Annotated in this window: 31 protein-coding genes; 12 read left to right on the top strand and 19 right to left on the bottom strand. The window is 66.2% G+C overall.

Going from position 1 to position 26,012, the window contains the following annotated elements:
* Nucleotides 1-52 precede the first annotated feature (52 nt).
* The 3 genes from FG91_RS18265 to FG91_RS22205 are packed head-to-tail and all read right to left on the bottom strand — an operon-like array spanning nt 53 to nt 2,674.
* On the bottom strand, nt 53-1,183 hold the full coding sequence (locus FG91_RS18265) for an acyltransferase family protein (protein ID WP_152568177.1): 1,131 nt from the start codon (nt 1,181-1,183) through the stop codon (nt 53-55).
* Nucleotides 1,180-2,517: a putative O-glycosylation ligase, exosortase A system-associated gene (locus FG91_RS18260; protein WP_037517908.1), complete on the bottom strand. Its 1,338-nt coding sequence runs from the start codon at nt 2,515-2,517 to the stop codon at nt 1,180-1,182. Before FG91_RS18260 ends, FG91_RS18265 begins: the two co-directional genes overlap by 4 nt.
* Entirely contained in the window at nt 2,510-2,674 is a 165-nt protein-coding gene (locus FG91_RS22205; RefSeq protein ID WP_162835126.1) for a hypothetical protein, read from the bottom strand. The genes FG91_RS18260 and FG91_RS22205 overlap by 8 nt, the downstream gene beginning before the upstream one ends.
* A 65-nt stretch (nt 2,675-2,739) precedes the next feature.
* Here FG91_RS22205 and FG91_RS18255 point away from each other — a divergent pair, with 65 nt between their 5' ends.
* Together FG91_RS18255 and FG91_RS18250 are read left to right on the top strand one after the other, a co-directional pair.
* The gene (locus tag FG91_RS18255) at nt 2,740-3,945 is read left to right on the top strand and encodes a TIGR04063 family PEP-CTERM/XrtA system glycosyltransferase (protein ID WP_037517856.1); all 1,206 of its coding nucleotides are present in this window, start codon (nt 2,740-2,742) and stop codon (nt 3,943-3,945) included.
* 57 nt (nt 3,946-4,002) lie between these two features.
* Nucleotides 4,003-4,830, top strand: coding sequence for a hypothetical protein (locus FG91_RS18250; protein ID WP_037517853.1), 828 nt, complete (start codon nt 4,003-4,005; stop codon nt 4,828-4,830).
* Here the strand turns inward: FG91_RS18250 and FG91_RS18245 are convergent.
* Both FG91_RS18245 and FG91_RS22140 read right to left on the bottom strand, forming a co-directional pair.
* The gene (locus FG91_RS18245) at nt 4,827-5,153 is read right to left on the bottom strand and encodes a hypothetical protein (protein WP_235212090.1); all 327 of its coding nucleotides are present in this window, start codon (nt 5,151-5,153) and stop codon (nt 4,827-4,829) included. The genes FG91_RS18250 and FG91_RS18245 overlap by 4 nt on opposite strands.
* Nucleotides 5,150-5,413 carry a hypothetical protein gene (locus FG91_RS22140; RefSeq protein ID WP_152568176.1) on the bottom strand — a complete coding sequence of 88 codons (264 nt, stop codon included), beginning with the start codon at nt 5,411-5,413 and terminating at the stop codon, nt 5,150-5,152. The genes FG91_RS18245 and FG91_RS22140 overlap by 4 nt, the downstream gene beginning before the upstream one ends.
* Nucleotides 5,414-5,548: 135 nt before the next feature.
* On the opposite strand from FG91_RS22140, the gene FG91_RS18235 reads away from it, so the two are divergent.
* Entirely contained in the window at nt 5,549-6,217 is a 669-nt protein-coding gene (locus tag FG91_RS18235; RefSeq protein ID WP_037517850.1) for a S24 family peptidase, read from the top strand.
* A gap of 6 nt (nt 6,218-6,223) precedes the next feature.
* Here FG91_RS18235 and FG91_RS18230 read toward each other — a convergent pair whose 3' ends face one another.
* The gene (locus FG91_RS18230; protein ID WP_037517902.1) at nt 6,224-6,529 is read right to left on the bottom strand and encodes a hypothetical protein; all 306 of its coding nucleotides are present in this window, start codon (nt 6,527-6,529) and stop codon (nt 6,224-6,226) included.
* A 180-nt stretch (nt 6,530-6,709) separates the two neighbouring features.
* On the opposite strand from FG91_RS18230, the gene FG91_RS18225 reads away from it, so the two are divergent.
* Nucleotides 6,710-7,996 carry a methyl-accepting chemotaxis protein gene (locus tag FG91_RS18225; RefSeq protein WP_235212089.1) on the top strand — a complete coding sequence of 429 codons (1,287 nt, stop codon included), beginning with the start codon at nt 6,710-6,712 and terminating at the stop codon, nt 7,994-7,996.
* Between the two features lie 100 nt (nt 7,997-8,096).
* Nucleotides 8,097-8,819: an aquaporin Z gene (aqpZ, locus tag FG91_RS18220; RefSeq protein ID WP_037517848.1), complete on the top strand. Its 723-nt coding sequence runs from the start codon at nt 8,097-8,099 to the stop codon at nt 8,817-8,819.
* A gap of 36 nt (nt 8,820-8,855) precedes the next feature.
* Here the strand turns inward: aqpZ and galU are convergent, their stop codons facing one another.
* The 6 genes from galU to FG91_RS18190 form a co-directional block, all read right to left on the bottom strand.
* Nucleotides 8,856-9,719 (bottom strand): UTP--glucose-1-phosphate uridylyltransferase GalU, encoded by an 864-nt coding sequence (gene galU, locus FG91_RS18215; protein ID WP_037517846.1) that lies wholly within the window; start codon nt 9,717-9,719, stop codon nt 8,856-8,858.
* 62 nt (nt 9,720-9,781) lie between these two features.
* The gene (locus FG91_RS18210; protein ID WP_052187869.1) at nt 9,782-10,282 is read right to left on the bottom strand and encodes an OmpA family protein; all 501 of its coding nucleotides are present in this window, start codon (nt 10,280-10,282) and stop codon (nt 9,782-9,784) included.
* A gap of 19 nt (nt 10,283-10,301) precedes the next feature.
* Nucleotides 10,302-11,528 carry a diguanylate cyclase gene (locus tag FG91_RS18205; protein ID WP_052187867.1) on the bottom strand — a complete coding sequence of 409 codons (1,227 nt, stop codon included), beginning with the start codon at nt 11,526-11,528 and terminating at the stop codon, nt 10,302-10,304.
* On the bottom strand, nt 11,525-12,097 hold the full coding sequence (locus tag FG91_RS18200) for a YfiR family protein (protein ID WP_235212088.1): 573 nt from the start codon (nt 12,095-12,097) through the stop codon (nt 11,525-11,527). The genes FG91_RS18205 and FG91_RS18200 overlap by 4 nt, the downstream gene beginning before the upstream one ends.
* 106 nt (nt 12,098-12,203) lie before the next feature.
* The gene (msrA, locus tag FG91_RS18195; protein ID WP_037517844.1) at nt 12,204-12,740 is read right to left on the bottom strand and encodes a peptide-methionine (S)-S-oxide reductase MsrA; all 537 of its coding nucleotides are present in this window, start codon (nt 12,738-12,740) and stop codon (nt 12,204-12,206) included.
* A gap of 57 nt (nt 12,741-12,797) precedes the next feature.
* Nucleotides 12,798-13,778, bottom strand: coding sequence for a M48 family metallopeptidase (locus FG91_RS18190; RefSeq protein ID WP_037517895.1), 981 nt, complete (start codon nt 13,776-13,778; stop codon nt 12,798-12,800).
* Between the two features lie 104 nt (nt 13,779-13,882).
* On the opposite strand from FG91_RS18190, the gene FG91_RS18185 reads away from it, so the two are divergent.
* The 4 genes from FG91_RS18185 to rpsI all read left to right on the top strand — a co-directional run bounded on the left by FG91_RS18185 (nt 13,883) and on the right by rpsI (nt 16,897).
* A complete protein-coding gene (locus FG91_RS18185) occupies nt 13,883-14,932 on the top strand; it encodes a COX15/CtaA family protein (protein ID WP_037517841.1) in 1,050 nt (349 codons plus the stop codon).
* Nucleotides 14,929-15,738, top strand: coding sequence for a hypothetical protein (locus tag FG91_RS18180; RefSeq protein WP_037517838.1), 810 nt, complete (start codon nt 14,929-14,931; stop codon nt 15,736-15,738). Before FG91_RS18185 ends, FG91_RS18180 begins: the two co-directional genes overlap by 4 nt.
* Before the next feature lie 182 nt (nt 15,739-15,920).
* Nucleotides 15,921-16,400: a 50S ribosomal protein L13 gene (rplM, locus tag FG91_RS18175; RefSeq protein ID WP_037517894.1), complete on the top strand. Its 480-nt coding sequence runs from the start codon at nt 15,921-15,923 to the stop codon at nt 16,398-16,400.
* Nucleotides 16,400-16,897, top strand: a complete 498-nt coding sequence (gene rpsI, locus FG91_RS18170; RefSeq protein ID WP_037517835.1) for a 30S ribosomal protein S9 — start codon at nt 16,400-16,402, stop codon at nt 16,895-16,897. Before rplM ends, rpsI begins: the two co-directional genes overlap by 1 nt.
* Nucleotides 16,898-16,997: 100 nt before the next feature.
* Here rpsI and FG91_RS18165 read toward each other — a convergent pair whose 3' ends face one another.
* From FG91_RS18165 to FG91_RS18150, 4 genes are read right to left on the bottom strand one after another with little or no spacing between them, the layout of a single operon-like run.
* Nucleotides 16,998-18,038 (bottom strand): aminoglycoside phosphotransferase family protein, encoded by a 1,041-nt coding sequence (locus FG91_RS18165; protein WP_037517832.1) that lies wholly within the window; start codon nt 18,036-18,038, stop codon nt 16,998-17,000.
* Nucleotides 18,035-19,123 carry a hypothetical protein gene (locus FG91_RS18160; RefSeq protein ID WP_037517830.1) on the bottom strand — a complete coding sequence of 363 codons (1,089 nt, stop codon included), beginning with the start codon at nt 19,121-19,123 and terminating at the stop codon, nt 18,035-18,037. Before FG91_RS18160 ends, FG91_RS18165 begins: the two co-directional genes overlap by 4 nt.
* A 56-nt stretch (nt 19,124-19,179) precedes the next feature.
* A complete protein-coding gene (locus tag FG91_RS18155) occupies nt 19,180-20,028 on the bottom strand; it encodes a metallophosphoesterase family protein (RefSeq protein WP_037517828.1) in 849 nt (282 codons plus the stop codon).
* Nucleotides 20,025-20,867: a diacylglycerol/lipid kinase family protein gene (locus FG91_RS18150; protein WP_037517826.1), complete on the bottom strand. Its 843-nt coding sequence runs from the start codon at nt 20,865-20,867 to the stop codon at nt 20,025-20,027. The genes FG91_RS18155 and FG91_RS18150 overlap by 4 nt, the downstream gene beginning before the upstream one ends.
* Nucleotides 20,868-20,988: 121 nt before the next feature.
* Here FG91_RS18150 and FG91_RS18145 point away from each other — a divergent pair, with 121 nt between their 5' ends.
* The 3 genes from FG91_RS18145 to FG91_RS18135 are packed head-to-tail and all read left to right on the top strand — an operon-like array spanning nt 20,989 to nt 23,467.
* Nucleotides 20,989-21,915, top strand: coding sequence for an alpha/beta hydrolase (locus FG91_RS18145; RefSeq protein WP_052187865.1), 927 nt, complete (start codon nt 20,989-20,991; stop codon nt 21,913-21,915).
* Nucleotides 21,912-22,706 (top strand): nucleotidyltransferase family protein, encoded by a 795-nt coding sequence (locus FG91_RS18140; RefSeq protein ID WP_037517824.1) that lies wholly within the window; start codon nt 21,912-21,914, stop codon nt 22,704-22,706. Before FG91_RS18145 ends, FG91_RS18140 begins: the two co-directional genes overlap by 4 nt.
* The gene (locus tag FG91_RS18135) at nt 22,703-23,467 is read left to right on the top strand and encodes a phosphocholine cytidylyltransferase family protein (RefSeq protein WP_037517822.1); all 765 of its coding nucleotides are present in this window, start codon (nt 22,703-22,705) and stop codon (nt 23,465-23,467) included. The genes FG91_RS18140 and FG91_RS18135 overlap by 4 nt, the downstream gene beginning before the upstream one ends.
* On the opposite strand, the gene FG91_RS18130 is transcribed toward FG91_RS18135, so the two are convergent.
* The 3 genes from FG91_RS18130 to FG91_RS18120 are packed head-to-tail and all read right to left on the bottom strand — an operon-like array spanning nt 23,455 to nt 26,011.
* Nucleotides 23,455-23,883, bottom strand: coding sequence for an HIT family protein (locus tag FG91_RS18130; RefSeq protein ID WP_037517820.1), 429 nt, complete (start codon nt 23,881-23,883; stop codon nt 23,455-23,457). The two genes, FG91_RS18135 and FG91_RS18130, sit on opposite strands and share 13 nt — an antisense overlap.
* A complete protein-coding gene (locus FG91_RS18125; RefSeq protein WP_037517818.1) occupies nt 23,880-24,938 on the bottom strand; it encodes a CDP-alcohol phosphatidyltransferase family protein in 1,059 nt (352 codons plus the stop codon). Before FG91_RS18125 ends, FG91_RS18130 begins: the two co-directional genes overlap by 4 nt.
* Nucleotides 24,935-26,011 carry a glycosyl transferase gene (locus tag FG91_RS18120; protein WP_037517815.1) on the bottom strand — a complete coding sequence of 359 codons (1,077 nt, stop codon included), beginning with the start codon at nt 26,009-26,011 and terminating at the stop codon, nt 24,935-24,937. The genes FG91_RS18125 and FG91_RS18120 overlap by 4 nt, the downstream gene beginning before the upstream one ends.
* Nucleotide 26,012 lies beyond the last annotated feature (1 nt).

The following is a 26,012-nucleotide window of genomic DNA, read 5'->3' as shown; positions in this document are numbered from 1 at the left end:
TAGCGCCTCGCCGCCGCTGATGGTTCCCCGGCCGCGATCCGGCGCCCGCGGATCAGGTCTCGCTACGGCCCGCGGCGAAGATGGTGCGCGGTGCGGCGAGCAGGCGGTCGCCGGCCCGCTGGGCGATCCGCCGCCCCGGCACTTCGAGCGCGATATGGAGAAGATGCGACACGGCGAGCGTCAACAGGATGAAGGCGAGGATTTTGACCGGATGGACCAGCGCCGGATCGTCGACGAAGAAAAGCTTGAAGAGGATCCACAGGAAGAAATGCGACAGATAAACGGCATAGCTGATTTCGCCGAGCCATTGCGCGATCCGGCCCGACAGGAGCGGCCGCGGCGCCGTCGAGGCCTGCAGCGCGAGGATGACGACGGCGGTCATGATCAGCGGCACGGCCGCGGGCTGTGACCCGGCCACCCCGAACAGAAGCACCGCGGCGCCAATGAGGCCGAGCGCGGTGCCATAGATGATCGCCGTACCGCGGGGCGCTTCGCGCTGCGCCGTCCACCATTGGCAAAGCAGGATACCGATGCCGAATTCGACGAGACAGCGCAGCAGGCCGGTCGCGGGAATATCGTCGCCAATGCTCGCGCGGCCGGTGGCCGCGAACCACCATCCGAGGCCGGCGGCCATCGCGATGATCAACAAAGGGAAGCTCCACACGCCGCGCGGCAGCCGGGTCAGCCAGCCGCCGGCGATCGCCAGCAGCAGATAGGCCGCCCATTCGGTCGAGATCGACCAGGCCGGATCGTTCCAAGTCAGCCCGTTGCCGAACCCCCAGTTCTGGACCAGCAGATAATGCGCCGGCAGCGCGGCGAAGCTGTAATGCGCGCCGGGGTCACGCCCGCTGACGAGCAGCGCCACCGCGAACAGCAGCATCGCCGACAGGATCGCGAGGTGGAGCGGGAAGATGCGGGCAAATCGCCGTATGATGAAGCGCGGTGCGGCGCGGATACCCTGATCGCGGAATTCGGCGCCATAGGTCCACCACAGCACGAACCCCGACAGCACGAAGAACAGGTCGACCGCGAGATAGCCCTCGGCCAGCACCGCAATCACCCGATCGGGCAGGAAGCCCCCCATCGCGCCGCGAATATGGTAGAGCAGCACCATCAGCGCCGCGAATCCGCGCAGCCCGGTGAGGGTCGGCAGCATCTGCCGCGGCATGGCGGTGGCGCTCACGCGGCCACCATCGGGCGCGGCGTCAGCGGTCGCCAGCCCGCTTCCTGTTCGCGCCGGCGGCAATAGGTCGTCAGCCCGATCTCGAGCGCCAGCATCATGTAGATGAAGGGCTGGAAGGCGATGGCGACGAACAGCGAGCCGACCAGATAGACGATGTGGCCGTGCTGCAGCGCGGTCGCCAGCGGCGCGATCCATTGCTCTTCGCCGCGCCGCGTTTTCAGGTAGCGCCGCCGGATCCGTTCCATCTGGACCAGTCCCGCAAAATGGAGGAGCAACCACATGGCGGTTCCCGGATAGCCCTGTTCGCCCAGCATCTCGAAATAGCTGGAGTGATAGGCGCGCGATTCTTCCTCATACACGCTCGCCGTCTCTTCTGGACTGCTCGCTTCCTTTTCGACGCGGACACGATTTTGAAGGAAGGCGTTGAAGCCGCCGCCCATGGGATTGTCCTTCGCATAGTCCCAGGTCCACGCCCACACCGCGACGCGCGTCGAAGCCGACTGGTCGGACTTGTAGCCGCGGATCGTTTCCATCCGGTCGGTGTAGCTTTGCGGCAAGAAAGGAATGGCGGCGGCCGCGAGCAGTCCCGCGCCGGCGATGTAGAGAAGGCGGTGTTTGACCGCGCGCAGCGACAGCAGCGCGAGCACGAAGAGGCAGATCAGCCCGGTGCGCGCCTGCGTGCCGACGGGCAGCAGGGCACAGGCGAAGACCAGTGCGAAGCAGAAGGCCGACACCATCCAGTCGGGCGGAAAGATCGTCCCGTGACGGCGATACCACAGGATCAGCGGGATGATCGATATGGCGACGCACGACATGGTGCTGCCCTCGTAAAGCCCGTAATTTTCGCTCAGCAGCAACCGAAGCGTGCCATAACCGCCGCCGCCCGCTGCGGTTTTGATACCGCCCGCGATCGCGATCGCCGCCGCCGAGAGCAGCAACATCAGCGCCAGCGCCTCGATCCGCAGCTTCGTCCGCAGCGTCAGCGGAAGGAAGATCGCCCAGATCAGCGCCTTCCACACCCAGCTCCATTTGTCCGCCGCCTCGACGGGGAAATCGGCGTAGATCGTCGTCATCCAGCAATAGACGAGCAGCATCACGAGCAGGGTCTGCCGCCCCGACCAGCGGGTATCCTTCTTGTCGTCGGCGACGAGCCAGCCGGCGATTGCGAGCCCGAAGACGATCAGCGAAACCGGGATCGAGTTGATCAGGAAATAGCTCAGACGCTGCGGCGCGACGATGTCGATATAGCAAAAGCACAGCACGAACAGGAATGGCTTGCGAAAGCCGATCCCGATGAACGCGAACAGAAAGGCTACGAACGCGAGGTCACGCATCGGGGCGGGCATCCGCTTCGGCGCGTTCGGCGTCGCGGCGTTGCTGCCACAGCAGGCGCGGGCTGACCTCGCGATCGAGATCGTCGCGATGGAGCAGGCGCCAGAGCGCAATCGCCATCAGGACGTGCGTCAAGCCAAGGGAAAAATTGTCGACCATGTCCGCTCCGGCTACGCGATCGGGGTTGACGCCGCGTTAAGGCTTGTATGTCAGTGCACTGGCCCATGACACGCATCCTGCACGTCCTCGACCATAGCCTGCCCGCGCACAGCGGCTACACCTTTCGCACGCGCGCGCTGATGAAGGCGCAGGTCGCCAAGGGTTGGGAAGTTGCGGGCGTGACGGGTGTGCGGCATCCCGAGCCGGGTCCGGACGGCGAGACCGTCGACGGGCTGACTTTCTATCGCACGCCTCCGATCGCAACCGGGCTTCCGGTGATCCGCGAATGGCGCGAAATCGGGGCGCTTGCGAGGCGCGTCGAGGCGCTGGCTCGTGAATGGCAGCCGGATGTGCTGCACGCGCATTCGCCGGTGCTCGATGGTCTCGCGGCGCTGCGCGTCGGCAAAAAACTCGGCATCCCGGTGATCTATGAAATTCGCGCCTTTTGGGAGGATGCGTCGGTCGGCAACGGCACCGGGCGCGAAGGCAGTTTGCGTTACTGGCTCACCAAGCAGCTCGAAACCCACGCGGTGAAATCGGCCGATGCGGTCGCGGTGATCTGCGAAGGATTGCGCGGCGACCTGATCGCGCGCGGGATCGACGCGGACAAAATCACCGTGTCGCCGAACGGCGTCGACCTCGAGCTGTTCGGCGATCCGCCTCCGCGCGACGGCGCGCTGGCCGACACGCTCGGCCTTGCCGCCGACGATGCGGTGATCGGCTATATCGGCAGCTTTTACGATTATGAGGGGATCGACGACCTCATCGCGGCGATGCCTGCGCTGGTCGCCACGCAGCCCAAGGCGCGGCTGCTCCTCGTCGGCGGCGGGCCGAGGGAGGCGGCGTTGAAGGCGCAGGCCGCGGCATCGCCTGCTGCCGCGCACATCCATTTTGTCGGCCGTGTCCCGCATCAGGAAGTCGAGCGCTATTATTCGCTGATCGATATCCTCGCCTATCCGCGCAAGAAGATGCGGCTGACCGATCTCGTCACGCCGCTGAAACCGCTCGAGGCGATGGCGCAGGGCAAGCTCGTCGCCGCGTCCGACGTCGGCGGGCATCGCGAACTGATCGAGGATGGCGCAACGGGCACCTTGTTCGCGCCCGACGACCCCGCCGCGATTGCGGGCGCGCTCGCCAAGCTGCTGGAAAATCGCGAGATGTGGCCCGCGCGACGGCGGACGGCACGTATATTTGTGGAAAGTCATCGTAACTGGTCATCAAACATTTTACGTTACGAGCCGGTTTACCAGCGATTGCTGCGCGGCGCCTGAACGCCGCGATTCTAAGTGACGACAAATGGCCCGACGGGCCGATGGATTTGAAACGATATGGAAGAAACCAGCGAGAATCGGACCAAGGCGACGGCGACCGCGCTGCTGCGCGCGCTCCAGCCCGCGATTCCGGCGGTGATCGGCGCCGCGGCGCTGACCTTCATGTTCGCCGCGGTCATGCCCTTTTCGTGGGTCGCGGGGATCAGCTGGAACCTCTATCTCGACCGCCTCTCCGACCTTTTCGTGCAGCCGATCGGCAATGGCGGACGGATGGCGCTCGCGTTCGGCATGTCGGCGTTCGCCGCGTTGATCGCGGGGCTCGTCGCGCTGCTGATTGCAAAACCCGAAGCGGCGGGGCTGTCCTCGCTGCGCGACCGTTTTCGCCGCGCCTCCCATGATGTGGAGAGTGACGATAGCGAAGAGATTCTGACGCGCCGGCGTCGCGTTGACCTGCATCCCGACGATCCGCCGCGTCCGCCGATCCGCGCCGGGCGCGACCTGCCTGTGGGTGGGCTGGACGGAAGCGCCATCGCTGAACTGGGTGCTCCCGGCTTGTGGCTGGACGAAGCAGCGACCGATGACGCCGATGAACTGGTGCTCGCCGATCTCGCGCCCGAAGAGGAATTCGACGGCGACGCGCCCTGGCTGCAACCCGCCGAGATGACCTCGCCGCCGCCGATGCCCGATCCCGCCGACAAATCGCTCGACGCGATGGTCGCGCGGTTCGAAGCCGGGCTGGCGCGTCGCCGGCAAGCCGCCCCCGTTTCGACCACCGCGATCCCGGTGCCCGAAGCTGTGGCGCCCGAAAGCGAACCCGAAGTCGACTTCGCGCTCGAAGCCGCGCTCAGCACCTTGCAGCGGATGACGCGCCAGTCGGTCGGCTAATCCTCGACCGTCAATATCTCGATCCGCAGCGTCTGCGGCTCGGTCCCGCATTCCACCACGACATCGGCGACGATATGGCCGGGGAGCGTCCATTCGGCCGTGTTCAGCCGATCGTGCAGCGCGCGTCGGACCGGCTCGCTATCGCCCGCCGCGAGCACACAGGGAAACAGGTGACGCGCGCCGACGAAACTCGCGCTCGCCCAAGGGCGAAAGGTCGATGCGCCCGGCGCCAGCCCCTGCGGCAATTCGCGCACAAGCAGATGGCGGAGCCGCCGATGCGGGCAACCGGGACGCGGCGGCAAGGCCGGGGACCAACGCATCATGCCTGTGCTCCCTGCTCGATACGGCGGAAGGCGCGGGTTCGCCGGTCGCCCTGCGGCGCGACCTGGCCCGCGCGCCGTTCGGCACGCCATTTGTTCATGAAATGTTCCAAGCGGCATGTCATGTCGAGCCCCGGCTCGCGGCCCCCGCGCAAATCGGCGACGAGGCGCGGGTCGTGCGCGGCGGCGCGGCCGAACACGCTCGGCGGCATCGCCGATTCCTTCAGAAAGGCCTCGATCCGTTGCAGCAGGCTGCGCTCCATATTTTCCTCCCTGATCGCACTGAAACCGGGCGACTCACCCAATAGGATATTTCCTATTTGATGCCAATTTTCCTACTTGTCTAGGAAAAATCCGTTTGCTAGAGACGAAATAGGAAGGACAGCCCCCAGCGACCTATGGCCGATTTCGATCAGGATCCGCGCACCGCGCTCGACCGCCTCCTGGCTGAAAGGGGGATCGACTATGCGCGCATATCGCAGGTGATCGGGCGCAACCCCGCCTATATCCAGCAATATATCAAGCGCGGCTCGCCGCGGCGGCTGGCCGAGCAGGATCGCGCGCGGATCGCCGCCTATCTCGGCGTGTCCGAAGCGATGCTGGGCGGGCCTGTACAGCGTGTCGCGACGCCGGCGCGGGTGCGCGGGCCCGGAATGATATTGGTGCCGAAACTCGCGATCGGCGCCTCGGCGGGTGCGGGCGCCAGCGTCGATGGCGAAGCCGTCGAGGGCGAGGTCGCGTTCGACCCCAAATGGCTGCGCGACCTCGGCGCCGATCCGCGCGCGCTCAGCATCATTCGCGTCGAGGGCGATTCGATGGCGCCGACGCTCGACGATGGCGACGACATATTGGTCGACGGCGGCGATGCGGCGGCGCGGCTGCGCGACGGCATCTATGTCCTGCGCATGGATGATGTGCTGATGGTGAAGCGCGTCGCGCGCGCGCCGGGGCAGGGCCGCATTTCGGTGATCAGCGACAATCCGCACTATCGCAGCTGGGACGACCTGCCGATGGCGTCGGTGCAACTGGTCGGCCGCGTCGTGTGGACGGGCCGGCGGGTACGCTAAATCCGCTTAACGCGGCGCCGCCATTAGCGCTTCGATCTCATGCTCCAGAACTTCGGCGCGCTGGCATTGGTCGGCCTTGCCGTCGCGGCACTTTTCGGCCGCCTTGTCGCGCTGGCGCGACAGCTTGCCCAGCTGTTCCTCGCGCTTGCGCATTTCGCGGCCGCGGTTGCGATCCGATTCGTCCTGGCTGGTCGTCGACCAGTCGGCGACCTGACCGACAGCTTTCACCGGCGCGGTGACGACCGTCTTGACCGCGCTGAAACAGCCAGCGAGCAGGGGCGCGGCCATGACCGCCAAGATTAAAACGCGCATTTTCTTCTCCTCGCCGATGACGCCCCATCGCATAACCGCCGCGATCTGAACAGGATATTGCGACGGATCGGCGCCGCGCGCGGCCGGTGTGTCACATCACTGAAATAAATGGTTAAATTGCTGTTTACCAAGCGGCTCTAGGTCGGAGCGCGAACAAGGTCGCAGACTGAAGAGAGAGTGATGAACGCCATGGGATATGCCTTTACGCCATCGCCGGGCCACGCGTCCGCGATCGGCGCCGACGCGCATATGTCGCAGGTCATCGACCTGTTTCGCGGCAATCCGCAGCTCCGCGCGCTCGCGGTGGTCGATGGCGACGAGCGGCCGGTAGGCATCATTCGCGAACAGCGGGTGCGCGAATTGCTCTTTTGTCCCTTCTGGTTCTCGCTGATGCAGAATCCGACGATCGGCGGCTCGATCGCCTCGATGATCGAACCTTGTCCGACCGCCGATGTCGCACGGTCGACGACCGATTTGCTGCGCATCGTGGCACAGTCACCGGGGCAGCAGGAGCTGATCCTCGTCCGGGCGGGACGGTTCGTCGAGACACTCGACAGCGGTCAGCTCGCCAAGCTGGCGATGCTGCGCGAGGTCGAACTGGCACAGGAGCGTGCGGCGCGCACGACGCACATCGACGATGCCGGGCGGCGGTTCCAGCAGGACATCACCGCGCTCACCGCGACGCTGTCCGAAATGGCGCGCAAGGTCGAAGCGGTCGCCGGCACCTTGTCTGAACGCGCGCAGCAAACGGGCCGCGACGCGGTCACCGTCGCGGGCGCGACGGCGCAGACGCTGGCCGGGCTGCAGGACCTCGGCGATCGCGGTCATGCGCTCGCCGCGACAATGGCGAAGATCGTCGACGACGGATCGCGCGCGCGCACCGTTCGCGGCGACGCGCATCGCAAGATCAAGCAGGCCAGCGATCGATCGGTCGCATTGAAGGCGGCGAGTCAGTCGATCGAGCAGATGCTCGCATTGATCATCGACATGGCGAGCCGTACCAACATGCTCGCGCTCAACGCGGGGATCGAGGCCGCGCGCGCCGGCGATGCCGGCCGCGGCTTTGCCGTGGTCGCGTCGGAGGTGAAGACGCTGGCCAGCCAGACGCGCTCCGCGGCGGGCGACATCACCCAATATGTCGACCGGATCCGCGATATCGTCGAACAGGTCGCGGCCGGATTTGAAGAGGTCGAGAAGGCGATTGACGCCAACAACGGTTTTTCCGACGCGATCGACCGCGCGGTCGACGGGCAGAGCGCGACGACGCTGACGATCGCGAGCTATGTCGAACAGGCGGTCTTCGCTGGCCGCGAAATCGACGCGCGTGTCCGCGAGATCGGGCATGGCGCGACCGCCGTCGGCGATGGCGCGCAGGCGCTGGGCAAATTGTCCGCCGGGCTGACCGAAGCGGCGCTGTCGCTCCACCAGCGCGCGCGCGACTTCGTCGAGGCGGTTGCCGCCGCCTGATTCGTCTCGATTCGACAAGGGCTTGCCCGTTCGCGCAGCGCTGATAGGATGCGGTTCGCGCCGGGGGCGTCAGAGGCCGTCGGCGGGGAGGAGGGTCATCATGACGAATATCCAAAAGGGACTAGCCGAATTTATCGGCACGTTCTGGCTTGTCTTTGGCGGTTGCGGCAGCGCGGTTCTGGCCGCGGCATTTCCCGATGTCGGGATCGGACTGCTCGGCGTCTCGCTTGCTTTCGGGCTGACGGTTGTCACCATGGCTTATGCGATCGGCCATATTTCGGGCTGTCACCTCAATCCCGCAGTCACTGTGGGGCTGTGGGCGGGCGGGCGCTTCGACGCGCGCGATATTCCGCTCTATGTCATCGCGCAGGTGCTCGGCGCGATCGTCGCGGCGTTCCTGCTTTATCATGTTGCGGCGGGCAGCCCGACCTTCGACATCGCAAATGGCCTCGCTGCCAATGGTTATGACGCGGGTTCGCCGGGCAATTACGATATCACGTCGGCATTGATCATCGAGATCGTGCTGACCGCCTTCTTCCTGTGGATCATCATGGGATCGACCGACGGGCGGGCGCCCGCGGGCTTCGCGCCGATCGCGATCGGCCTCGCGTTGACGCTGATCCACCTCATCTCGATCCCGGTGACCAACACCTCGGTCAACCCGGCGCGCAGCACCGGTCCCGCGCTGGTCGTGGGTGGCATCGCGCTGCAGCAATTGTGGCTGTTCTGGATCGCGCCGTTGATCGGCGGGGCGATTGGCGGGCTGCTCTACAAGACGCTTGGGGCCGACAGCTTTCCGAAACCGAATATCGAAGGCGAATAATCGCCGGGCCGGCGGGGGCTGCAGCCTCCGCCGCTCCTATTTCAGCAGGTCGACCGCAAAGGCACGGACTTCGTCGGCCATGTCCGGGCGCCCGAGTGCGACCGCGAGGTTCGCCTGGATATATCCGGCCTTCGAACCGCAGTCATAACGCGCACCGTCGAAGGTGACGGCGTGGAAGGGCTGGTTGCCGATCATCGTCGCCATTGCGTCGGTGAGCTGGATTTCGCCGCCCGCGCCCTTTTCCTGTCCCTCGAGCACGCGCATCACTTCGGGCTGCAGGATATAGCGGCCCGAAATGATGAGGTTCGACGGCGCGTCGGCGACCGGCGGCTTTTCGACGAGGCCGTGGACTTCGGTGAGCGCGCCATCGCGCGCGCCGGGCGCGATAACGCCATAGGCGGACACTTGTTCGTGCGGCACTTCGAGCACCGAGATCAGATTGCCGCCGACCTTTTGATACGCATCGACCATCTGTTTCATGCAGCCGGGCGATCCGTGCATGAATTCGTCGGGTAGGAAGATGGCAAAGGGCTCGTCGCCGACGATATCGCGCGCGCACCAGATCGCATGGCCCAAGCCCAACGGTTCCTGTTGTCGGACATAGGCGCAGGCGCCGGGGCCGAGGCGCGTCGGTTCGAGCACCGACAGATCCTTCCCGCGCTCGGACATCGTCTTTTCGAGTTCGAACGCGACGTCGAAATGATCCTCGATCGCGCTTTTGCCGCGGCCGGTGACGAAGATCATCTGTTCGATCCCCGCCTCGCGCGCTTCGTCGACCGCATATTGGATCAGCGGCCGGTCGACGACCGGCAGCATTTCCTTGGGTATCGCCTTGGTCGCAGGGAGGAAGCGGGTGCCGAGGCCGGCAACGGGGAAGACGGCTTTGCGGATCGGTTTCATATGCTAGGGCTTAACCGCGAACTTTGCTTAAGAAAAGAGTCCGGGGAGCGCCGATCGCCGCGTCACTGCGGCGTGACGATCACGACCACGCGCCGGTTGTCCTGCCGACCCTCCGCTGTCGCATTGCTCGACAGCGGCAGGGTCTCGCCGCGGCCGACGACCTGGTCCGCGGTGAACCGCATGCCGCCCGCCTGCATCGGCGCCGCGACGGCTTCCGCGCGTGCCTGCGACAGCGTCAGATTATACGCCGGGGCGCCGGTCGAATCGGTATGACCTTCGATCCGCGCGGTTGCGATACCCACCGAGACGAGCTTGACGGCGATATCGCTGATCCGTTGTAGCTGGTCGGGCGACACGCTGCTTTCGTTCGATGCGAAAAGCAGCCGCTCGGGCATGTTCAGCATCCACCCGGGACCATCTTCAACGAAGCCCTGCGACTGGAGAACGGCGATTTGTTCCGGCGTGAAGCCGGTGGATGGCGGCACGCTTTGGCACGCCGCGAGCAATGCGGCGAAGCCGATGAGGAAAAAGGTCCGGATCGATCGGGGGAAATCAAGGGTCACGGCATTACTCCGCTGGTTATCATCGGGAACGGTTGGTCAGTTTGTCGGCATACATGGCGGCGTCGGCTGCGGTGAGCAGCGCGGTGGCGTTGCTGCCATCGTCGGGGAAGACCGCGACGCCGACGCTGACCGCTGCGCGATAGGTTTCGCCGCCCGGCAGCGCGATGGGCTGCGACACGCAGGCGCGGATCCGGCTCGCCAGATCGCTGGGGACGGCGTCGGTGTCGAGCGGGTCGACGATGACGATAAATTCGTCGCCGCCGATCCGCGCGGCGAAATCGCCCTTGCGAAGCGTTTCCTTGATGCAGGCCGATAGCGCGACGAGCACGGTGTCGCCCGCGGCATGGCCGAAATTGTCGTTCGCCGCCTTGAAATTATCGGCGTCGATGAAAAGCAGCGCAAAGCGGTCGCCGCGACCCTCGGCCGCCCGGATGCGCTCCGCCAGTTGCTCGTCGAACGCGGCGCGGTTCGGCATCGCGGTCAACGTGTCGTGCGACGCGCGGTGCGCGAGCATCGCGCGCTCGCTTTCCATATGCCCCTGCCAGCCCTGCAATTCGTCGAGCAGCGCATTGATATCGCCGCCCAGCCGGTCGAGCTCGGCAATGCCGAGCGGCTTGACTCGCTTGTCGAACCGCCGGTGCAGGCGCACGTCGTGCGCGACGGTCGCAATTTCGTTCAATGGCTTGACCAGCTCATATTCGAAGCGCCGCGCGAGGAAGATGGTGCCGAACGCCGTGATCAGCAGGCAGCCGAGGCCGGCAAGCAGGCCGAGGCGGACATAATCGACCAACGTCGAGCTGTCGCCCCACACCTCGATCGTGCCGATCGCCGACCCGTTGCGCTGGACGGTGACGGCGAAGGGGCGGGGGAAGAAGATACGCGTCAGGATCGGCGCCGGGTCGGCGCTGGGTGAGGTCCATTCGGTGACCGGCCGACCGACGTCGTTGAGCACGCGCAGGCGGGCGATCCCCGGAATCCGGGTCAACGGTTCCAGCCCTTCGCGGACCGCCTGCGGATCGTTGAACACCAGCGCGGGTTCGACGCCATAGGCGCCGAGCTGCGCCGCGAGTTCCATATTGCGGTCGGCATAGCCGCGCAGCGCGGTGACCCCGGCGAGCAAAATGGTCAGGCCCGAAAGCGCGACCGCGAACAGGGTAATACCAAAATGAAAGCGCGACAGCAGTTTTTGCAGCGTCGTGCGCGCGCCGATGCGTTCGACCGGGGGCGTGGGGGTCTGTCCGGTCATGCCGCGCCGCCTTTGCCGCCGCCGATGCGCAGCACGCGCGGATCGATGCGCAGCGGGCCGCGCCCGATCGCGTCGATATTGACCGAAAAGCTGATGCTCGCCGCCTTGTTGCTGAGGCAGAACATCGCGCCATAGATGCAGGCGGCGTCATCGTCGGTGATGGTCAGGACCGGGCGCCCGCGCACCCAGGCGATGAGTTGCCGGCGATCGGCGACGGGCATCCGGCCGAGGAACAGGATGTCGCACTCGGGGGTGACGGTGGCGGTGGTCGTCCGGCGGACCGTGACCGAGCCGGGCCCCGGCACATCGGGGGCCATGCGATCGGTCAGCCGCGGCGTGCCGACGATGCACATCGTCCGGGCGGCGGCGGCCGAGCCATCGGGCCAGCTTGCATAGCTGACGATGCCGCCCACCATCCGGTTGACGGCGCGCGTCATCCCGCCCGCCCCGTCTTCGACAGCGGTCTGGCTTGCGGCTTGAACCGACATCTGCGGCGTCGTCACCAACGCGCCGATCAGAAACAGTGATGCCAGCACCTGGCCGTGCCCCCAACTGCGTTTCAGGGGCATCCTGCCCCAGCGAAGGCGCGTCCGCTAGACAAAACAATTGGAAAGTCAATGAAAAGTGACGTCATGCGGCCATATTGCAACAGCCGTCGCGTCGATTCACGCTCGTCTATTCGGCGCGCAAACGATCACTGAATCCCTTGCGAAGTTTAGCCAGCTTTGGCGGGATCACCGCCATGCAATAGGGATTGCGCTGGCCTTCGCCGTCCCAATAGGACTGGTGGTAATCCTCGGCCGGATACCATTGGGACGCACTCTCGATCGTGGTGACGATGGGTGCGGGCCAATCGGCGGCGGCGCGGGTGATTCCGGCGCGCGCGGCATCGGCCTGTGCTGCATCGAGCGGGAAGAGGGCGCTGCGATACTGGGTGCCGATGTCGTTGCCCTGGCGGTTGAGCGTCGTCGGATCGTGCGTCGCGAAATGGACGTCGAGCAGGTCGTCGTAGGAAATGACGGCGGGATCGAAAGTGATGCGGATTGCTTCGGCGTGGCCGGTGTCGCCGCCGCAAACCTGCTTATAGGTCGGATTCTCGACCGTCCCGCCGATATAGCCGCTCTCGACGCCCTCGACTCCGCTGAGCGACTGGAACACGGCTTCGGTGCACCAGAAGCAGCCTCCGGCGAAAATGGCGGTCTCTTGGGTCATGGGCGTCGATCCTTTTCGGGGAGAGGTGATTGTTCCCGAAATAGGATGTGCGCCGGGCTATTCCAAGGGCGGCGGGGCGTCGACCAGCGGCGGGCGCAGCGGTTGGCCCGCCTTGCGCAGCGAAGCGATCGCCGATGCTTCGGCTTCGAGCGCCGCGACGCGGTCGCGCCAGTTCGGGTGCGTGCTGGCCTGGAACATCGGCCGCCCCTTTCGCTGGCCGAAGCGCGACCAGAAACGCGCTGCCGCGGCGGGATCATAGTCCGCGCCGGCGAGCAGCCACACCGACAGCCGATCGGCTTCGACCTCGGTCTGCTTGAACAGGCGGGCATTGCGGCCGAATTGCTTGCCGAGCCCGCGATCGACCCCCGCGGCGTCGAGCCGCGCGCGGTGGCGCAATATATTATGCGCCAGCTCGTGCGCGATCGCGGCCGCGAGTTCCTCGTCATCGGCGGCGAAATCGGCGAGGCCCTGATTGACGAGGACCATCCGCCCGTCGGCGACAGCGGCGGGCCTGTCGCTGGCCTCGACCCGAAAATCGCTGACGCAGCCCGCGACCGGCGTGAGGGTGACGATGCGCCCGGCGCCGACATGCAATGCGATCGCGGTATCGACCGGCAGCGCCGCCATGCTGCCTTCGATCGCCGTAATACGTGCGAAGGGATGGTCCCCGCTTCCGTCGGGGACGGGCGTGTCCGCTATCGCTGTGACGGGTGTGCCGACCTTCATTCCCGCCGATGCGGCGGGCGCGTGCGGGGCCAGCGCCGCAATGAAAGGGGGAAGCTGGTCGGTGATCCCATAGGCCGCGAGCGCCTCGGCGCGCCGGTCGGCGGTGTAAAGGCGCGGGTCGCCCCATATCCAGCCGAACTGGGGCTGGCGCACCGGGCACCAGGCGGCGTTGGCGGTTGTCAGCCGAAAGCCGATGGTCGCGACGCGCGCCTCCGTTGCGGCCAGCGCTGCGTAAGGGGATTGCTGGGCGAAAGCTGGCGCAGCCATCGACAACGACAGGATGGCGAAGATCGATCGGGCGTTGCGAAGCATCGGCATCCCCTATCAAGTCGCACCTGTCGGGGCCATGAATTTCCCCCCGATGCCCGGCTTCGGACCCCTTGCCTATCGCCCGGCAAGCGCCGATAGGGCGGGCCATGACGCACGCCTCTGTCTTGCCGGCGCCTGCCGCCCGCCAACCCCGCCCCGCGGCGCTCGCGCGCTGGCTCTGGGCGGTCGCATTGCTCGTGATCATCGTAGTTGGGGTCGGCGGGATCACCCGCCTCACCGAATCGGGGCTTTCGATCACCGAATGGCGTCCCGTTTCGGGCGTGCTGCCGCCGCTGAGCGAGGCCGGATGGATCGCGGAATTCGAGAAGTATAAGCAGATCCCCGAATATAAGGAGATCAACCTTGGCATGACGCTGGCGGGGTTCAAGGCGATCTTTTTTTGGGAGTGGCTGCACCGCATCCTCGGCCGCCTCGTCGGCATGGCGCTGGTCGTGCCCTTGATCTGGTACGCCTGGCGCCGCGCGATCCCGACCGGATACGGCTGGCGGCTGCTCGCGCTTGCCGCGCTCGTGGGGTTGCAGGGCGCGATCGGCTGGTGGATGGTCGCCTCGGGGCTCGAATATCGCACCGACGTCAGCCATTTCCGCCTCGCCACCCATTTGCTGACCGCGCTGTTCCTGCTTGGCGGTTTGGTGTGGACGGCGCGCGACCTCGATAGTCTGGCGCGCGATCCCGCCGCGCGGCCGGCGCGCCTGACCGGACCCGCGATCGGCATCATCGCGATCCTCTTCGTCCAGCTGCTGCTCGGCGCGTGGGTTGCGGGGCTCAACGCCGGTTCTGTCGCGAGCACATGGCCGCTGATGAACGATCATTTCGTGCCCGAGGGTATCGACTGGGCGGGCGGTGCCTGGCTTGCGCTGACCAATGATCCCTTCCTGATCCATTTTCTCCATCGCTGGTGGTCGTGGGCCGCGGCGATCGCGTTACTCCTCCTTGCGCGCAGCTTGTCGCGGCGCGGCGCGCATATCGAGGCGCGGCTGCTCGCCCTGGTCGTCGCGGCGCAGATGCTGCTCGGCATCTGGACCGTCGTGTCGGGCGTTTCGATGTGGGTTGCCGTGTGGCACCAGGTGACCGGCGCGATCCTTGTCGCCATCGCCGCGGCGGCGCTTCACCGGCTGGGTCGCCGCGCGGCATGATTTCGGTCGGCGGTATCGGCGGCGCACTCTTGCTGCTGGTGGCCCAGCCCCTTCCATCCCCCGCGCTGGGCGATGTTCCGGCCGCGGCGGCCGCGCATTTTCAGTTCGCTCCCCCGGTGGGCCGGCCGATGACCTATCGCGTAACCACGCGCCGGATCGGCCGCGAAGGATCGCTGGTCAACTTCTCGCTCGTTTATGCGCTGCAATGGCAGCGCGTCGGGCGCGGTTACCAGCTCGAGGCGGTGCTGCAGCGGATCGATTCGGATGCCCGGCCCGAAGTGACCCGTGCGCTGTCGTTGATGCTCGAGCCGCTGGTCGGCGAAGCGATGGCCTATCTTGTCGCGCCCGACGGCAGCCGGATCGATCTTGTCGACCCGGACGCGTTGTGGGAGCGGGTGACGGCGCGGATCGAGGCGGTCGGGGCCAAGGCGGGACGGCCCGAAGCCCGGCAGCTGGCACAGCTGATCGCCGCCTTGCCCGCCGCCGAACGCGACCGGCTGGCGACCGCCGATATCCGGGCGCTGGTTGCGCCCGCAAATGGCGCCATCCCGCTCTCGGCGCAGGCGGACGGTGCGAGCGTGTCGATCGTGCACGACGGCGCGTTGCAGACGATCGCCAAGGTCGAGCGCGATTCCGCACCCGTCGCCGGCACCGCCAAGCCGCTGGAAATCGACAATCTATGGACCGTCGACACCGCCACCGGACTGGTGATGCGTGAACAGCGGCAGAGCTGGATCGTCGAGACGGAAGGCGTCGGACGGACGCTCGTCGAAGAGCGGGTCCGGGCGCTGGAGTTCGCTTCCTAAGGCCTGTGGTATTATGATACCTGTCAGCAAAGCCGCGATCTGCTTGACTTTCCGCTCAGTTGGCGCCATTGGCCCGCTCCGAAGCGCCGCTGCGTCCCTTCCAGGATCAGGCGGCGCGGTTTGTTTTCGGGCGGCGGCATGGCTGCTCGTCCTAGTCCATATCTGTCAAGGAGGTCGCCATGATGAAGGCGCTGACCAAGACGACTGTTTCGGCGAATGCCGGTACGGTCGAAAAGAAATGGGTGCTGATCGACGCCGAGGGTCTCGTTGTGGGCCGCGTTGCATCGATCATCGCCAACATCCTGCGCGGCAAGCACAAGCCGTCGTTCACCCCGCACGTCGATTGCGGTGACAATGTCATCGTCATCAACGCGGAGAAGGTGGCGTTCACGGGCAAGAAGCTGCAGGACAAGCGTTACTACAAGCACACCGGCTATGCCGGCGGCATCAAGGAAACGAGCCCCGCGAAGATCCTCGAAGGCCGTTTCCCCGAGCGCGTGCTCGAAAAGGCTGTCGAACGCATGATCCCGCGTGGGCCCCTGGGCCGCCAGCAGATGCGCAACCTGCGCATCTTCGCCGGCACCGAACATCCGCATGAAGGGCAGAGCCCCGAAGTGATCGACGTCGCGTCGATGAACCGCAAGAACAAGGTGGGTGCATAATGGCTGACGAACAGACCATGACCGATCTCAAGGATCTCGCCGGCGCCGTCGAAGGCACCGTTGCCGCTCCGGTCTCGACCACGCCGCTGCGCGAAAAGATCGTCGACAAGCAGGGCCGCGCCTATGCGACCGGCCGCCGCAAGGACGCCGTTGCCCGCGTGTGGGTCAAGCCCGGCACGGGCAAGATCACCGTCAACGGCCGCGACCAGGAAGTTTACTTCGCACGTCCGACACTGCGCCTCGTCATCAACCAGCCCTTCGGTCTGACCGAGCGCGTTGGCCAGTATGACGTGATCGCAACCGTCAAGGGCGGCGGTCTGTCGGGCCAGGCGGGCGCCGTGCTGCACGGCATCGCACAGGCGCTGACCCGTTTCGAACCCGCACTGCGCGGCGTCGTGAAGACGGCCGGGTTCCTGACCCGCGACAGCCGCGCCGTCGAGCGTAAGAAGTACGGCAAGGCCAAGGCCCGCCGCAGCTTCCAGTTCTCGAAGCGCTAATCAGTTTCTTCCGTCGACGGACGGAGAAAGGAAGGGCGGTCCGGCAACGGGCCGCCCTTTTCCGTTGGGAAACGGGCGATCCGACGCCGCACCGGCTCGGTTAGAGCAGGTCGAGGCTCCCGAGCGCGAGCGCCTGACGCGCTGGTCGTTCGGCCATCACCGCGAACATCTCGTCGCCGCGTTCGGTGCGTTCGACGCTCATCGAGGCGAAGACCGCCATGAAATAGCCGCTCAAGGCCCCGACGCGGTAATCGGGCCACAGCGCTTCGGCATCGGGCTCGACGCCCGCGGTGGTCAATGCCGCGATCCAATGGTCGAAGGCGGGCCGGTCGGCTGCGGCGCGCTCGAACGGATCGGCGATGCTGGTGCCGACCAGATAGGCGAGATCGGCGGCGCCGCTGCCGCGCCCTAGCGTCTGCCAGTCGACGATCCAGCAGGCTTCGCCGTCCGGCGTGAAGAGGATATTGTCGACGCGCAGGTCGCCATGGACGATCGTCCGGACCGAAGGCTCGCGCGCCAGATAGGCGTCGAGTTTCGTAACCAGCCCGGCGCCGAGGTCGAGCACGTCGGGCGCGAGCCTTGCCGCATAACGCTCACGAAAACCGGCATAGAGCTGGGGGAACAGGGCGCGGATCAGCCCGGCATTGTCGCGCGCAAGCGAGGGCATCTGCGCGAGCCGGGCGTCGTTCCACAAATAGGCGTGAAGTTTTGCCGCCGCTTCGATGCAAGGGGTCAGCCCGGAAAGGCCGAGACCGGCAAGCTGGTCGCCCGCCCGTGCCGGAGCGAGGTCCGACAGGATCAGGACAAAATCGACGTCATCGTCGGCGATGTCGCAATGGTGGCAGATCGGCGCGGGAACGCCGCTGGCCGCGGCAAGCTCGCGATACCAGCTGATTTCCTTGACATAGGTGCCGGTAAGCTTGGCGATATTGCGGCTCGCCTCGTCATGGCTGGGGCATTTGGCGATGACGGTCGCGGGGGCGTCGACGCCATCCGCCCAGTCGAGCGTCAGGCGATAGCTGTCGCACATCTGCCCGGTGCCGACCTTGGCCGCGACGAAACCCTTCAGCTTTTCCGGGTGTCCGAGCACCGCACCGAGCCACCCTGGCTGCATCGCCTCGGGCGAGGTCGGAAAGCTCACGGTGCGGGGTCCAGCAGGCCGGAGAGGCCGGTCGGCGCATGCGGGCCGACGAACAATTGTTCGAGCACACCGACGCCGCTTTCGCTGCGGTCGCCGTCGGCGAGCTCGGCACGGACGAGCGCCTGCACATGCATCGCTAGCGGATTGCCCCAGGTCCGTTCGGCTTCGGACAGGCTGTCGTGCGCGACCTCGAGATCGCCGTGATCGAAACCGTGACCCCAGACGGGATGGGTGTAGCCGAGTCCGCTCATCGCGAAGGTCGGCCCGCTCGGGGTCAGCGTCAGGCGCGTGCTGCCGTCGAAATCGGCGGTCAGCTTGCTCAGGCGCCGCGTGCCCGGCTGCCATTCGGCGGCGAAGGCGGGATCGGCATAATGGCGCTCGCCGCCGTTGGCCCCGACCAGCAGCGCGCGGCGGTTCCATGGGCTCCCCTCGCCGTCATCGTTGCTGTGAAAGAAGAGCGAGCGGTCGGCGAAATTGCACGGCGTCCACAACCAGAAGAATTGGTGGAAATTGCCCTGCGGCGGCGGCTGCGGCTCGGCGGCACCGACGGGACGGATTCCCCAGCTGCGGTCGCGCGTTCCGGCCCAGCCGGCATCGACATCGACACGCGCACCATCGACCGAGAGCCATCCCGACCAATGGCCGTTCTGCGTCATGCGCGTATAGTCCATGAACAGGCGCGTGCCATTGCGGCGAGTAAAGCGCGGTTCTTCGATCGGGAAATGGCGCGCGGTAAAACGCAGATCGGCGGCGAGCGGGCCGTCGTTCGCGGCAATGCGCAGCGTCAGCGTTTCGAGCGGTGCGTCGATGCCGATCGAAATCGGCCCCACCGACAGGTCGAGCCGCTCTCCACCCGAGCGGCGGCTCGCGCGCAGATTGTGCTGCACGCCATCGACCAGCACGCAGAAAGCGGCGTCGACGATACCGAGCTGCGGATAGAAACCCATCGCCGCGGCAAAAAAGACCGACCCGTCGGGCGAATAGCCGTTGAAGAAATAACGGTCATAGAAATTGCGGTCGGTGCCCGCGAACGCGATCGGCTCGGCGCTCTGGTGCAGCGGGAAATCATCGCCCTTTGTCAGCATCGTCTCTCATCCCATTTTGCGTTTTTTCTTGCAACGTAACGGGATAAGGCGCGGCGTCAATGCACCGGCGGATCGACCGGCGGCACGGCGTCGATCGGCGCGACGGGTTCATCCGGCGTGCGCGGTGGCAGGGCGTCGGGCGGGATGTCGGCGATTTGCATATCGGTGGTCGGAACCGCCTCGATATTGCGCACGCGCACGGCGATGGCGCCGTCCTTGATCCGCAGTTCATTGAAGCTTGGCGGGGTCGAACGGATGCGCTGCGATAACGTCCCTGCGCCGATCATGCGGATCGGTCCGGATGTGGTTTGCGCGACGAGATCGAAGGCGTCGTGGACGTGGCCGGTGAGCACCGCCGCGACGCCACGCTTGGCCAGTTCGCGCAGCGCCCGTTCGCCGCCACGGGTGAGCGAGCGCCCCTTCGTGCCCGCTTCGACCAGCGGGTGGTGCGCGGTGACCAGAGCCGTCGTGCCGCGCGGCAGCGCGTCGATCGCCGCGAGTGTCTTTTCCAGCGCCCGCGCCGTCACCCAGCCCTTCGACCAGTCGAGCCGCCATTGCGCGCGCGCGGTGGTCTTCAGCGGCACGACTGCGACGCCGGGCAGGTCGAGTTCGCGTTCGACCAGCCGCTCGATCCCGCGAATGCGGCGATAGGGATAGAAGAAGCGTTCGATCGGGTTGAAATAGGGCAGGTCATGATTGCCGACCTCGACCGTCACGGGCACGTCGAGCGCGCCGATCCAGTCGCACGCGGCGGCAAACTCATGGCTGCGCGCGCGCATCGTGAGGTCGCCGGTGATCAGCACCGCATCGGGCTGCTCGCGGCGCACGCATTCGCGGAACCAGTCAAGCGCGGCAGGGTCCTCGAGCCCGAAGTGCAGGTCGCTGATATGGAAGAGCCGCGTCATCGCGTGGCGGGTGCCGTGGCGAGAAATGCGAGCGGGCTGGCTTCGAGGCGATAGGTTGCGCCCGACGGCAATTCGGCGGGTTCGCCGTCGAGCAGCAGGCCGATCGATCCTTTGCCTTCGATGACGACCGCGCGGCGTTCGGACAGGTCGACGCTCGGCCCTTCGCGAAAATCGCCGCCGAGCCAGGCGATCCCGTGGCTCAGGATCGACCCGGCGCTGTCGGTGATCAGCCCCTCGGCGAGGATGCGGTCGGGCTTTGGCGTCAGGTTGATCGCCTGGAACGATTCGTCCGAGCCGCGGATGCGCACACCGTCGCCATGAAGCGTCGCATCGATCGCATCGGGGATGGTTTCGGCCAGCCCGCTGAGGCTGAGCGAACGGAATTGCTCGCGGACTTCGGCCCATGCGGTCGTCGGCCCGGCGATCACACCGATATAGGCGCGCCCCGCGTCGCAGAGAATCGTCGGCGGATGGACGCGCCGCGCCTTGCCCGCGAGCGCGTCGTGCAAGATATCCTCGGGACCGCGATCGCCATGCAGCGTCTTGTGGAACAGGTTGAGCGTCCCGCCGGGGAGCGGGAGCATCGCGCCGCTCCATGTTTCGAGCGCGCCCGCAGCGGCGTTGACCGTACCGTCGCCGCTGAGGACGAGCAGCAGATCGATGCCGCCGCCCTCCAACGTGGCCGCCGACGGCAGGTCGGCGTCGGGAAGGATGATCGTGCGGACGAGCGGCGCGCCTGCCGTATCGCATATCTCGGTCAAACGGCCGACGAGCGCCTCGTCGGAACTTCCGCTGCGCAGGTTGCAGACAAGGGCGGGGCGGGAGAAGCTGTTGGTCATCGCCCTGTCCTACGCGCGAACGCGGAAAAGGTGGCGGCCTATGTCGCGCCGCCGCTTGTTCGCCGCCCCGCCGCCCTGTAGGGCGCGGATGATGGCGGGGCCGGTTTCCAAAGGACGACGGTTGATCAAATTCCTATTTGTGGTGCTGCTGCTCGTGCTGCTGTTCGGCGGTGGGGCCAAGATGATCGTCGCGGGCGGTGCGAAGTCGCTCAACATGGCCGACCGGCTGCTCGGGCAGGGCGATGGGGCGCGGCTGCTGCTGGGCGATCAGCCCTATGGCAACGGGCCGCGCCAGTCGCTCGACATCTGGGTTCCGGAAAATGCCAAAGCCGACGATCAGCTACCCGTAGTCGTCTTCTTCTATGGCGGCGGCTGGAACAGCGGCGAGCGAGACAGCTATGGCTTTGCCGGCCGCGCGCTCGCGCGGCAGGGGTTCGTCGTCGTGATCCCCGACTATCGCCTCGTGCCCAAGGCATATTGGCCGGATTTCATCGAGGACAGTGCAGCGGCGGTCGCATGGACGCACGAGCATATCGCAAAGCTCGGCGGCGACCCCGACCGGATCGCGCTGATGGGCCATTCGGCGGGCGCCTATAATGCCGCGATGCTCGCACTCGACCCGCAATGGCTGCGCGCGGCGAAGCGCGACCCGTCGATCATCCGCGGCGTCGCGGGCCTCGCGGGCCCGTATGACTTCCTTCCGCTCGAAACGGGCGGCCGCGGCGACAAGGCGATGGGCAAGGTCAAGCCGATCGAGAAAACCCAGCCGATCCACTTCGCGCGGGGCGATGCGCCGCCGATGTGGCTCGCGACCGGTGACGAGGATGACACGGTGCGTCCGCGCAACAGCCAGAACCTCGCCGCCGCGATCGAGAAGGCGGGCGGCCCGGTGACGCTCCGCGTCTACCCCGGCATGGGCCACACCGGCATCGTGATGGCGCTCGCCGCGCCGTTCCAGAACAAGGGGCCGGTGCTGGAGGAGGCGACCGATTTCCTGCGCGGCGTCACCGCGCGGCGCATTGCTCCCGCGCCGGACGCCGCCCAATGAGCGGCGCGATTCCGGCGATCATACTTGCGGGCAGCCGCCCCGGCCCCGATCCGCTGCTGACCGGAACCGGCGTGTCGACCAAGGCGCTGCTCCCGATCGCGGGACAGGCGATGCTCGTCCATGTCGTCACGGCGCTGCGCGCTTCGCCCGAAGTCGGGCCGATCACAATCCTTGCGCAGAACAGCGCCGAGTTAGCGGCCGAGCCGGGACTGGCCGGGCTCACCGACCTGCATTTCGCGGATTCGGGGCAGGGGATCAGCAGCTCGCTTGCCGCCGCGCTGCCGCCGGGCGACGATCCGTTGCTCGTCACGACCGCCGACAACGTCCTGCTGACCCCCACCATGGTCGCCGAATTCCTGCGCGGCGCCGCGGACAGCGACGTCGCGGTCGCGATGGTCGAGCGCGGCACGTTGCTTGCGCGATATCCGCAGTCGAAGCGCACCTGGCTGAAATTCCGCGGCGGCTGGTGGTCAGGCGCGAACATGTTCCGCCTGCGCGGGCGCCGTGTGTTGCCGTTGCTCGATTTCTGGGGGCGCATCGAACGCGACCGCAAGAAAGGGCTGAAGATCGTCGCGGCGTTCGGCCCGTGGCTGCTGATCGGTGCGCTGCTCCGCCTCTTCACGATCCAGCAGGGCGTCGCGCGCGCGGGGCTGCGTTTCGGCCTCAACGCGAAGGTCGTGCCGATGTCCGAGCCCGAAGCGTGCATCGACGCCGACAAGCCCGCCGACATCGAACTGATCGAAGCGATATTTGCCGCGCGGCGGGAAGCGGCTATAGGCCAGCCCCTATGACCATCGACAAAGCCATCATCCTGTCGGCCGGGCAAGGTTCGCGCCTGCTGCCGCTGACCCGCGACATCCCCAAATGCCTGATCGAGTTCAACGGCCGCAGCCTCATCAGCTGGCAGGTCGCGGCGCTCGTCGCGAACGGGATCAAGGACATCGTCGTCGTCACGGGCTTTCGCACCGAGCGTGTCGAGGATCATGCGCTCCAGCTCTACCGCGACACCGGTGCGCGGATCCGCACCCTGTTCAATCCCTTCTTTCAGGTCGCCGACAACCTCGGCACCTGCTGGATCGCGCGCGAGGAGATGGACCGCGATTTCATCATCCTCAACGGCGACACCATCATCTCGGACGAGATCGTCGCGAAGTTGATCGCGGGCGCGAACGAGCCGATCAATGTCACCGTCGACGTCAAGGCCGACTATGACGACGACGATATGAAGGTGAACCGCGACGCCGAGGGGCGCCTGCACCACATCGGCAAGCGGCTGCTGCCCCCCGACACCAATGCGGAGTCGATCGGCATGCTCGCTTTCGTCGGCGACGGCCCCTCGATCTTCCGCAACCAGGTCGACCAGATGATGCGCACCCCCGACGGGGTCGAGCGCTGGTATCTGCGTGCGATCGACATCATCGCGAAGGGCAACCGCGTCGGCACCGTGTCGATCGAGGGGCTGGAATGGCAGGAAGTCGACTTCCCGCAGGATGTCGAGGCCGCCGACGCGCTTACCGCGAAATGGGCCGAAGAAGGCCGCTACGCGAAATAGGGTTTGAGCCAGCCGACGAGTTCGGCGACCTGCGTCTCATCGAGCTTCACCGCTTGCCCGAGGTCGGGCTGGCCCGGCCAGCCCGCGTCGGCCACGGTCAGCCCCGCGCCCGAACGTTCGCCGTCATAGCGCGGCAGGACGTGGAAATGGACGTGCGGGTCGACCATCATCAGCATCAGATAGTTGATCTTCGCATAGCCGACTGCTTGCCCCAGCGCGGCCTCGATCGCGGCGGTCGCCACCTTGAGTTCGGCATGCGCTTCGGCCGGCAAGTCGCCGAACGCTGTCGCATCCGACTTTGCCGCCAGCACCAGCGCGCCGAGCGTCGGCTGCGCGGGGCGCAGCAACACGGCCCAATGCGCATATTCGGCGATCAGCGTCGCCGGGTGGCCGAATTTCGCGATCGTATCGTTCATGCTTCTTCCATCCAGCTGACGATCGGCCGGCCCGAACGCTTTACGGCATAGGCTTGCACCAGCCGCACCGCATGGACGACCAGCGATATGACGGTCCACCACGCGAGCGCGATCAGCCCGATGTCGGGGCGCCCGGCGAGCGTCGCGAAAAAGAGGATCGCGAAGTTCGGATTGCGGCGCGCGGTGATCAGGCGGAAATCGCTGTCGAACTTCTGCCAGACATGGATGTCCATGCCGAAGTCTTTGATGAACAATCCCTCGATCACGCGCTGGAGCACATAGCCCGCGACCACCGCGACCATCACCCAGATGAAGGTCGGCGTCGACAGCGCCAGCCCCCATGCGCCCAGCCCGACGCCCCAGAAATACCACCAGAAGGGCGGATGGATCAGGTCGACGCCATGGTCGGCGACATTGCCCCATTTCGACGAGGTGATCGTGCAGCGCGCGAGCTTTCCGTCGACGGTGTCGAGTACCATGAAGATGAAGCCCGCGAGCATGCCGGTCCAATAATGGCCGTAGGCGAAGAGGTAGGTCGCGTAGACGCACAGCGCCGCGCCGATCGCGGTGACCATGTTTGGGGTCATGCCGATGCTCGCGGCACCGCGCGTCAGCCACAAAGCGAGTTCGGGCCAGAGATATTTGGTCAGCGCATCGGTGACGCCCTTGTACGCGCCGAAATAGCTCTTCCGCTCGATCTCGCGCCGCGTGCCGGGGGTCAGCTCCCTGACGAACGGCTGCTCGAGCTTGCGAAGCTGGCGGTTGTAAAGCTTGCGCCCGTCCGACAGGTCGATGACCGCGGCCGCCATCGGGTCGCTGCCCACGGGAATCTGCCCGATCACGGGGGCGCCGCCCCACGCGAAAACCGTGCCAGGCTGATCAATCACCCAGCGCAGCAGCATCGGGTCGAAGACATAGGCGAGGTTGAAGACCAGCTCGTGGCCCGGCGCGAGCGGCTTTCCGTCCTTTTCCGCCATGCGGCGGCAGCGCTCGGCGTTGGTCATGCCCCAGATCGGGGTGGCGTTGTCGCCGAGCAGGCGGATCGGCGCGCTCATCGCGGCGTCCTTGCGAAATCGAGGATGATGTCGGCCTGCCGTATCGAGGCGGGGATCGGGAATTGGTCGATGGAATCGTGCATGGCGGCTTCCTGAGCATCAACAAAGGTCGGTTGCAAGTCCGCAGCCCGCGCGAGCGCCGCGGGGAGTTCGGCGATATCGTCGATGACCTGACCCAAATGCCAATGCGCGAACGCCGGATCGTCGCGCCACGCCAACCGGTCGAGGTTGAGGAAAATGCACGGACGCGGGCGCAGGAGGAATTCGTAAACCTGGCTCGACACGTCGCCCAGATAGACGTCGGAGCTCATCGTATAGCTCATGTCGATCGAATGATGGCTTCCCATATCGACCCGGATATGTGGCGCGGTGGTCGTGATCGGCGGCACGCGCTGCGCCAGTTTCGTATGCGGCGCGATGATTACGTTCCACCCCTCGAGCGCCTCGAGCGCGGCGAGCAATTCGGGTCCGTGCGCCGGCCACGACGACAGCTTCGCGTCGAAATGCGGATTGTAGAACAGCACCGGCCGCTCATTGTCGAAAAAGCGCTGCCGCTCGGCGCATATTTCGAACTTGGCATAGCCGCCCACGACGACATTGCCGGGTTCGGACAGTCTGTGTTCGATCATGCGCCGCCGGTCCTTCTCGCCCGCGACGAGAGTCAGGTCGATCAGGGCGTGGCGCCCGCGATAGCCGCCCGCGCGGTCGCCCGCGCCATGTTTGATCACGACGATGCGCGATGAAAAGCCGGGGATGCGTTTCAGCCAGGCGCTCGAAATCTCGGTCGTGACCAGCACGGGAAAGCGCCGGATCGCCGGATAGTTGAGCAGCAAAGTCGCGAGCCGCGAGGGCTGGCGGAACAGGGAGTCGGGGCCAAAGGGCGGCCGGCGCAGCAGGACGGGTTCGAACCGGCGCTGCGTATCATAGCTGAGTATGAGATCGAGGATCTGGCGCGACGGCGACAAGATCGAAACCCGGACATCGTCGCGCTTCGCGAGTTCGAGCGCCGCCGGCAGCCAATGATAAAGCTGTTGTGCTTCGGCAAGGGCAAGGAAGGCGATAGGGGTCGGCAAG

The sequence above is a fragment of the Sphingopyxis sp. LC81 genome, assembly GCF_000756375.1.
Taxonomy (GTDB): Bacteria; Pseudomonadota; Alphaproteobacteria; order Sphingomonadales; family Sphingomonadaceae; genus Sphingopyxis.
The sequence above is the reverse complement of the archived record's forward strand: the minus strand, read 5'-3'. Positions and strand labels throughout refer to the sequence as shown.

Excerpts from the sequence above, each read along its gene's own strand:
- FG91_RS18260 (WP_037517908.1), bottom strand. The coding sequence starts at position 2,517 with ATGCGTGACCTCGCGTTCGTAGCCTTTCTGTTCGCGTTCATCGGGATC.
- FG91_RS22205 (WP_162835126.1), bottom strand. The coding sequence starts at position 2,674 with ATGGTCGACAATTTTTCCCTTGGCTTGACGCACGTCCTGATGGCGATT.
- FG91_RS18255 (WP_037517856.1), top strand. The coding sequence starts at position 2,740 with ATGACACGCATCCTGCACGTCCTCGACCATAGCCTGCCCGCGCACAGC.
- FG91_RS18250 (WP_037517853.1), top strand. The coding sequence starts at position 4,003 with ATGGAAGAAACCAGCGAGAATCGGACCAAGGCGACGGCGACCGCGCTG.
- FG91_RS18245 (WP_235212090.1), bottom strand. The coding sequence starts at position 5,153 with ATGATGCGTTGGTCCCCGGCCTTGCCGCCGCGTCCCGGTTGCCCGCAT.
- FG91_RS22140 (WP_152568176.1), bottom strand. The coding sequence starts at position 5,413 with ATGGAGCGCAGCCTGCTGCAACGGATCGAGGCCTTTCTGAAGGAATCG.
- FG91_RS18235 (WP_037517850.1), top strand. The coding sequence starts at position 5,549 with ATGGCCGATTTCGATCAGGATCCGCGCACCGCGCTCGACCGCCTCCTG.
- FG91_RS18230 (WP_037517902.1), bottom strand. The coding sequence starts at position 6,529 with ATGCGCGTTTTAATCTTGGCGGTCATGGCCGCGCCCCTGCTCGCTGGC.
- FG91_RS18225 (WP_235212089.1), top strand. The coding sequence starts at position 6,710 with ATGAACGCCATGGGATATGCCTTTACGCCATCGCCGGGCCACGCGTCC.
- aqpZ (WP_037517848.1), top strand. The coding sequence starts at position 8,097 with ATGACGAATATCCAAAAGGGACTAGCCGAATTTATCGGCACGTTCTGG.
- galU (WP_037517846.1), bottom strand. The coding sequence starts at position 9,719 with ATGAAACCGATCCGCAAAGCCGTCTTCCCCGTTGCCGGCCTCGGCACC.
- FG91_RS18205 (WP_052187867.1), bottom strand. The coding sequence starts at position 11,528 with ATGACCGGACAGACCCCCACGCCCCCGGTCGAACGCATCGGCGCGCGC.
- FG91_RS18200 (WP_235212088.1), bottom strand. The coding sequence starts at position 12,097 with ATGCCCCTGAAACGCAGTTGGGGGCACGGCCAGGTGCTGGCATCACTG.
- msrA (WP_037517844.1), bottom strand. The coding sequence starts at position 12,740 with ATGACCCAAGAGACCGCCATTTTCGCCGGAGGCTGCTTCTGGTGCACC.
- FG91_RS18190 (WP_037517895.1), bottom strand. The coding sequence starts at position 13,778 with ATGCTTCGCAACGCCCGATCGATCTTCGCCATCCTGTCGTTGTCGATG.
- FG91_RS18185 (WP_037517841.1), top strand. The coding sequence starts at position 13,883 with ATGACGCACGCCTCTGTCTTGCCGGCGCCTGCCGCCCGCCAACCCCGC.
- FG91_RS18180 (WP_037517838.1), top strand. The coding sequence starts at position 14,929 with ATGATTTCGGTCGGCGGTATCGGCGGCGCACTCTTGCTGCTGGTGGCC.
- rplM (WP_037517894.1), top strand. The coding sequence starts at position 15,921 with ATGAAGGCGCTGACCAAGACGACTGTTTCGGCGAATGCCGGTACGGTC.
- rpsI (WP_037517835.1), top strand. The coding sequence starts at position 16,400 with ATGGCTGACGAACAGACCATGACCGATCTCAAGGATCTCGCCGGCGCC.
- FG91_RS18160 (WP_037517830.1), bottom strand. The coding sequence starts at position 19,123 with ATGCTGACAAAGGGCGATGATTTCCCGCTGCACCAGAGCGCCGAGCCG.
- FG91_RS18155 (WP_037517828.1), bottom strand. The coding sequence starts at position 20,028 with ATGACGCGGCTCTTCCATATCAGCGACCTGCACTTCGGGCTCGAGGAC.
- FG91_RS18150 (WP_037517826.1), bottom strand. The coding sequence starts at position 20,867 with ATGACCAACAGCTTCTCCCGCCCCGCCCTTGTCTGCAACCTGCGCAGC.
- FG91_RS18140 (WP_037517824.1), top strand. The coding sequence starts at position 21,912 with ATGAGCGGCGCGATTCCGGCGATCATACTTGCGGGCAGCCGCCCCGGC.
- FG91_RS18135 (WP_037517822.1), top strand. The coding sequence starts at position 22,703 with ATGACCATCGACAAAGCCATCATCCTGTCGGCCGGGCAAGGTTCGCGC.
- FG91_RS18130 (WP_037517820.1), bottom strand. The coding sequence starts at position 23,883 with ATGAACGATACGATCGCGAAATTCGGCCACCCGGCGACGCTGATCGCC.
- FG91_RS18125 (WP_037517818.1), bottom strand. The coding sequence starts at position 24,938 with ATGAGCGCGCCGATCCGCCTGCTCGGCGACAACGCCACCCCGATCTGG.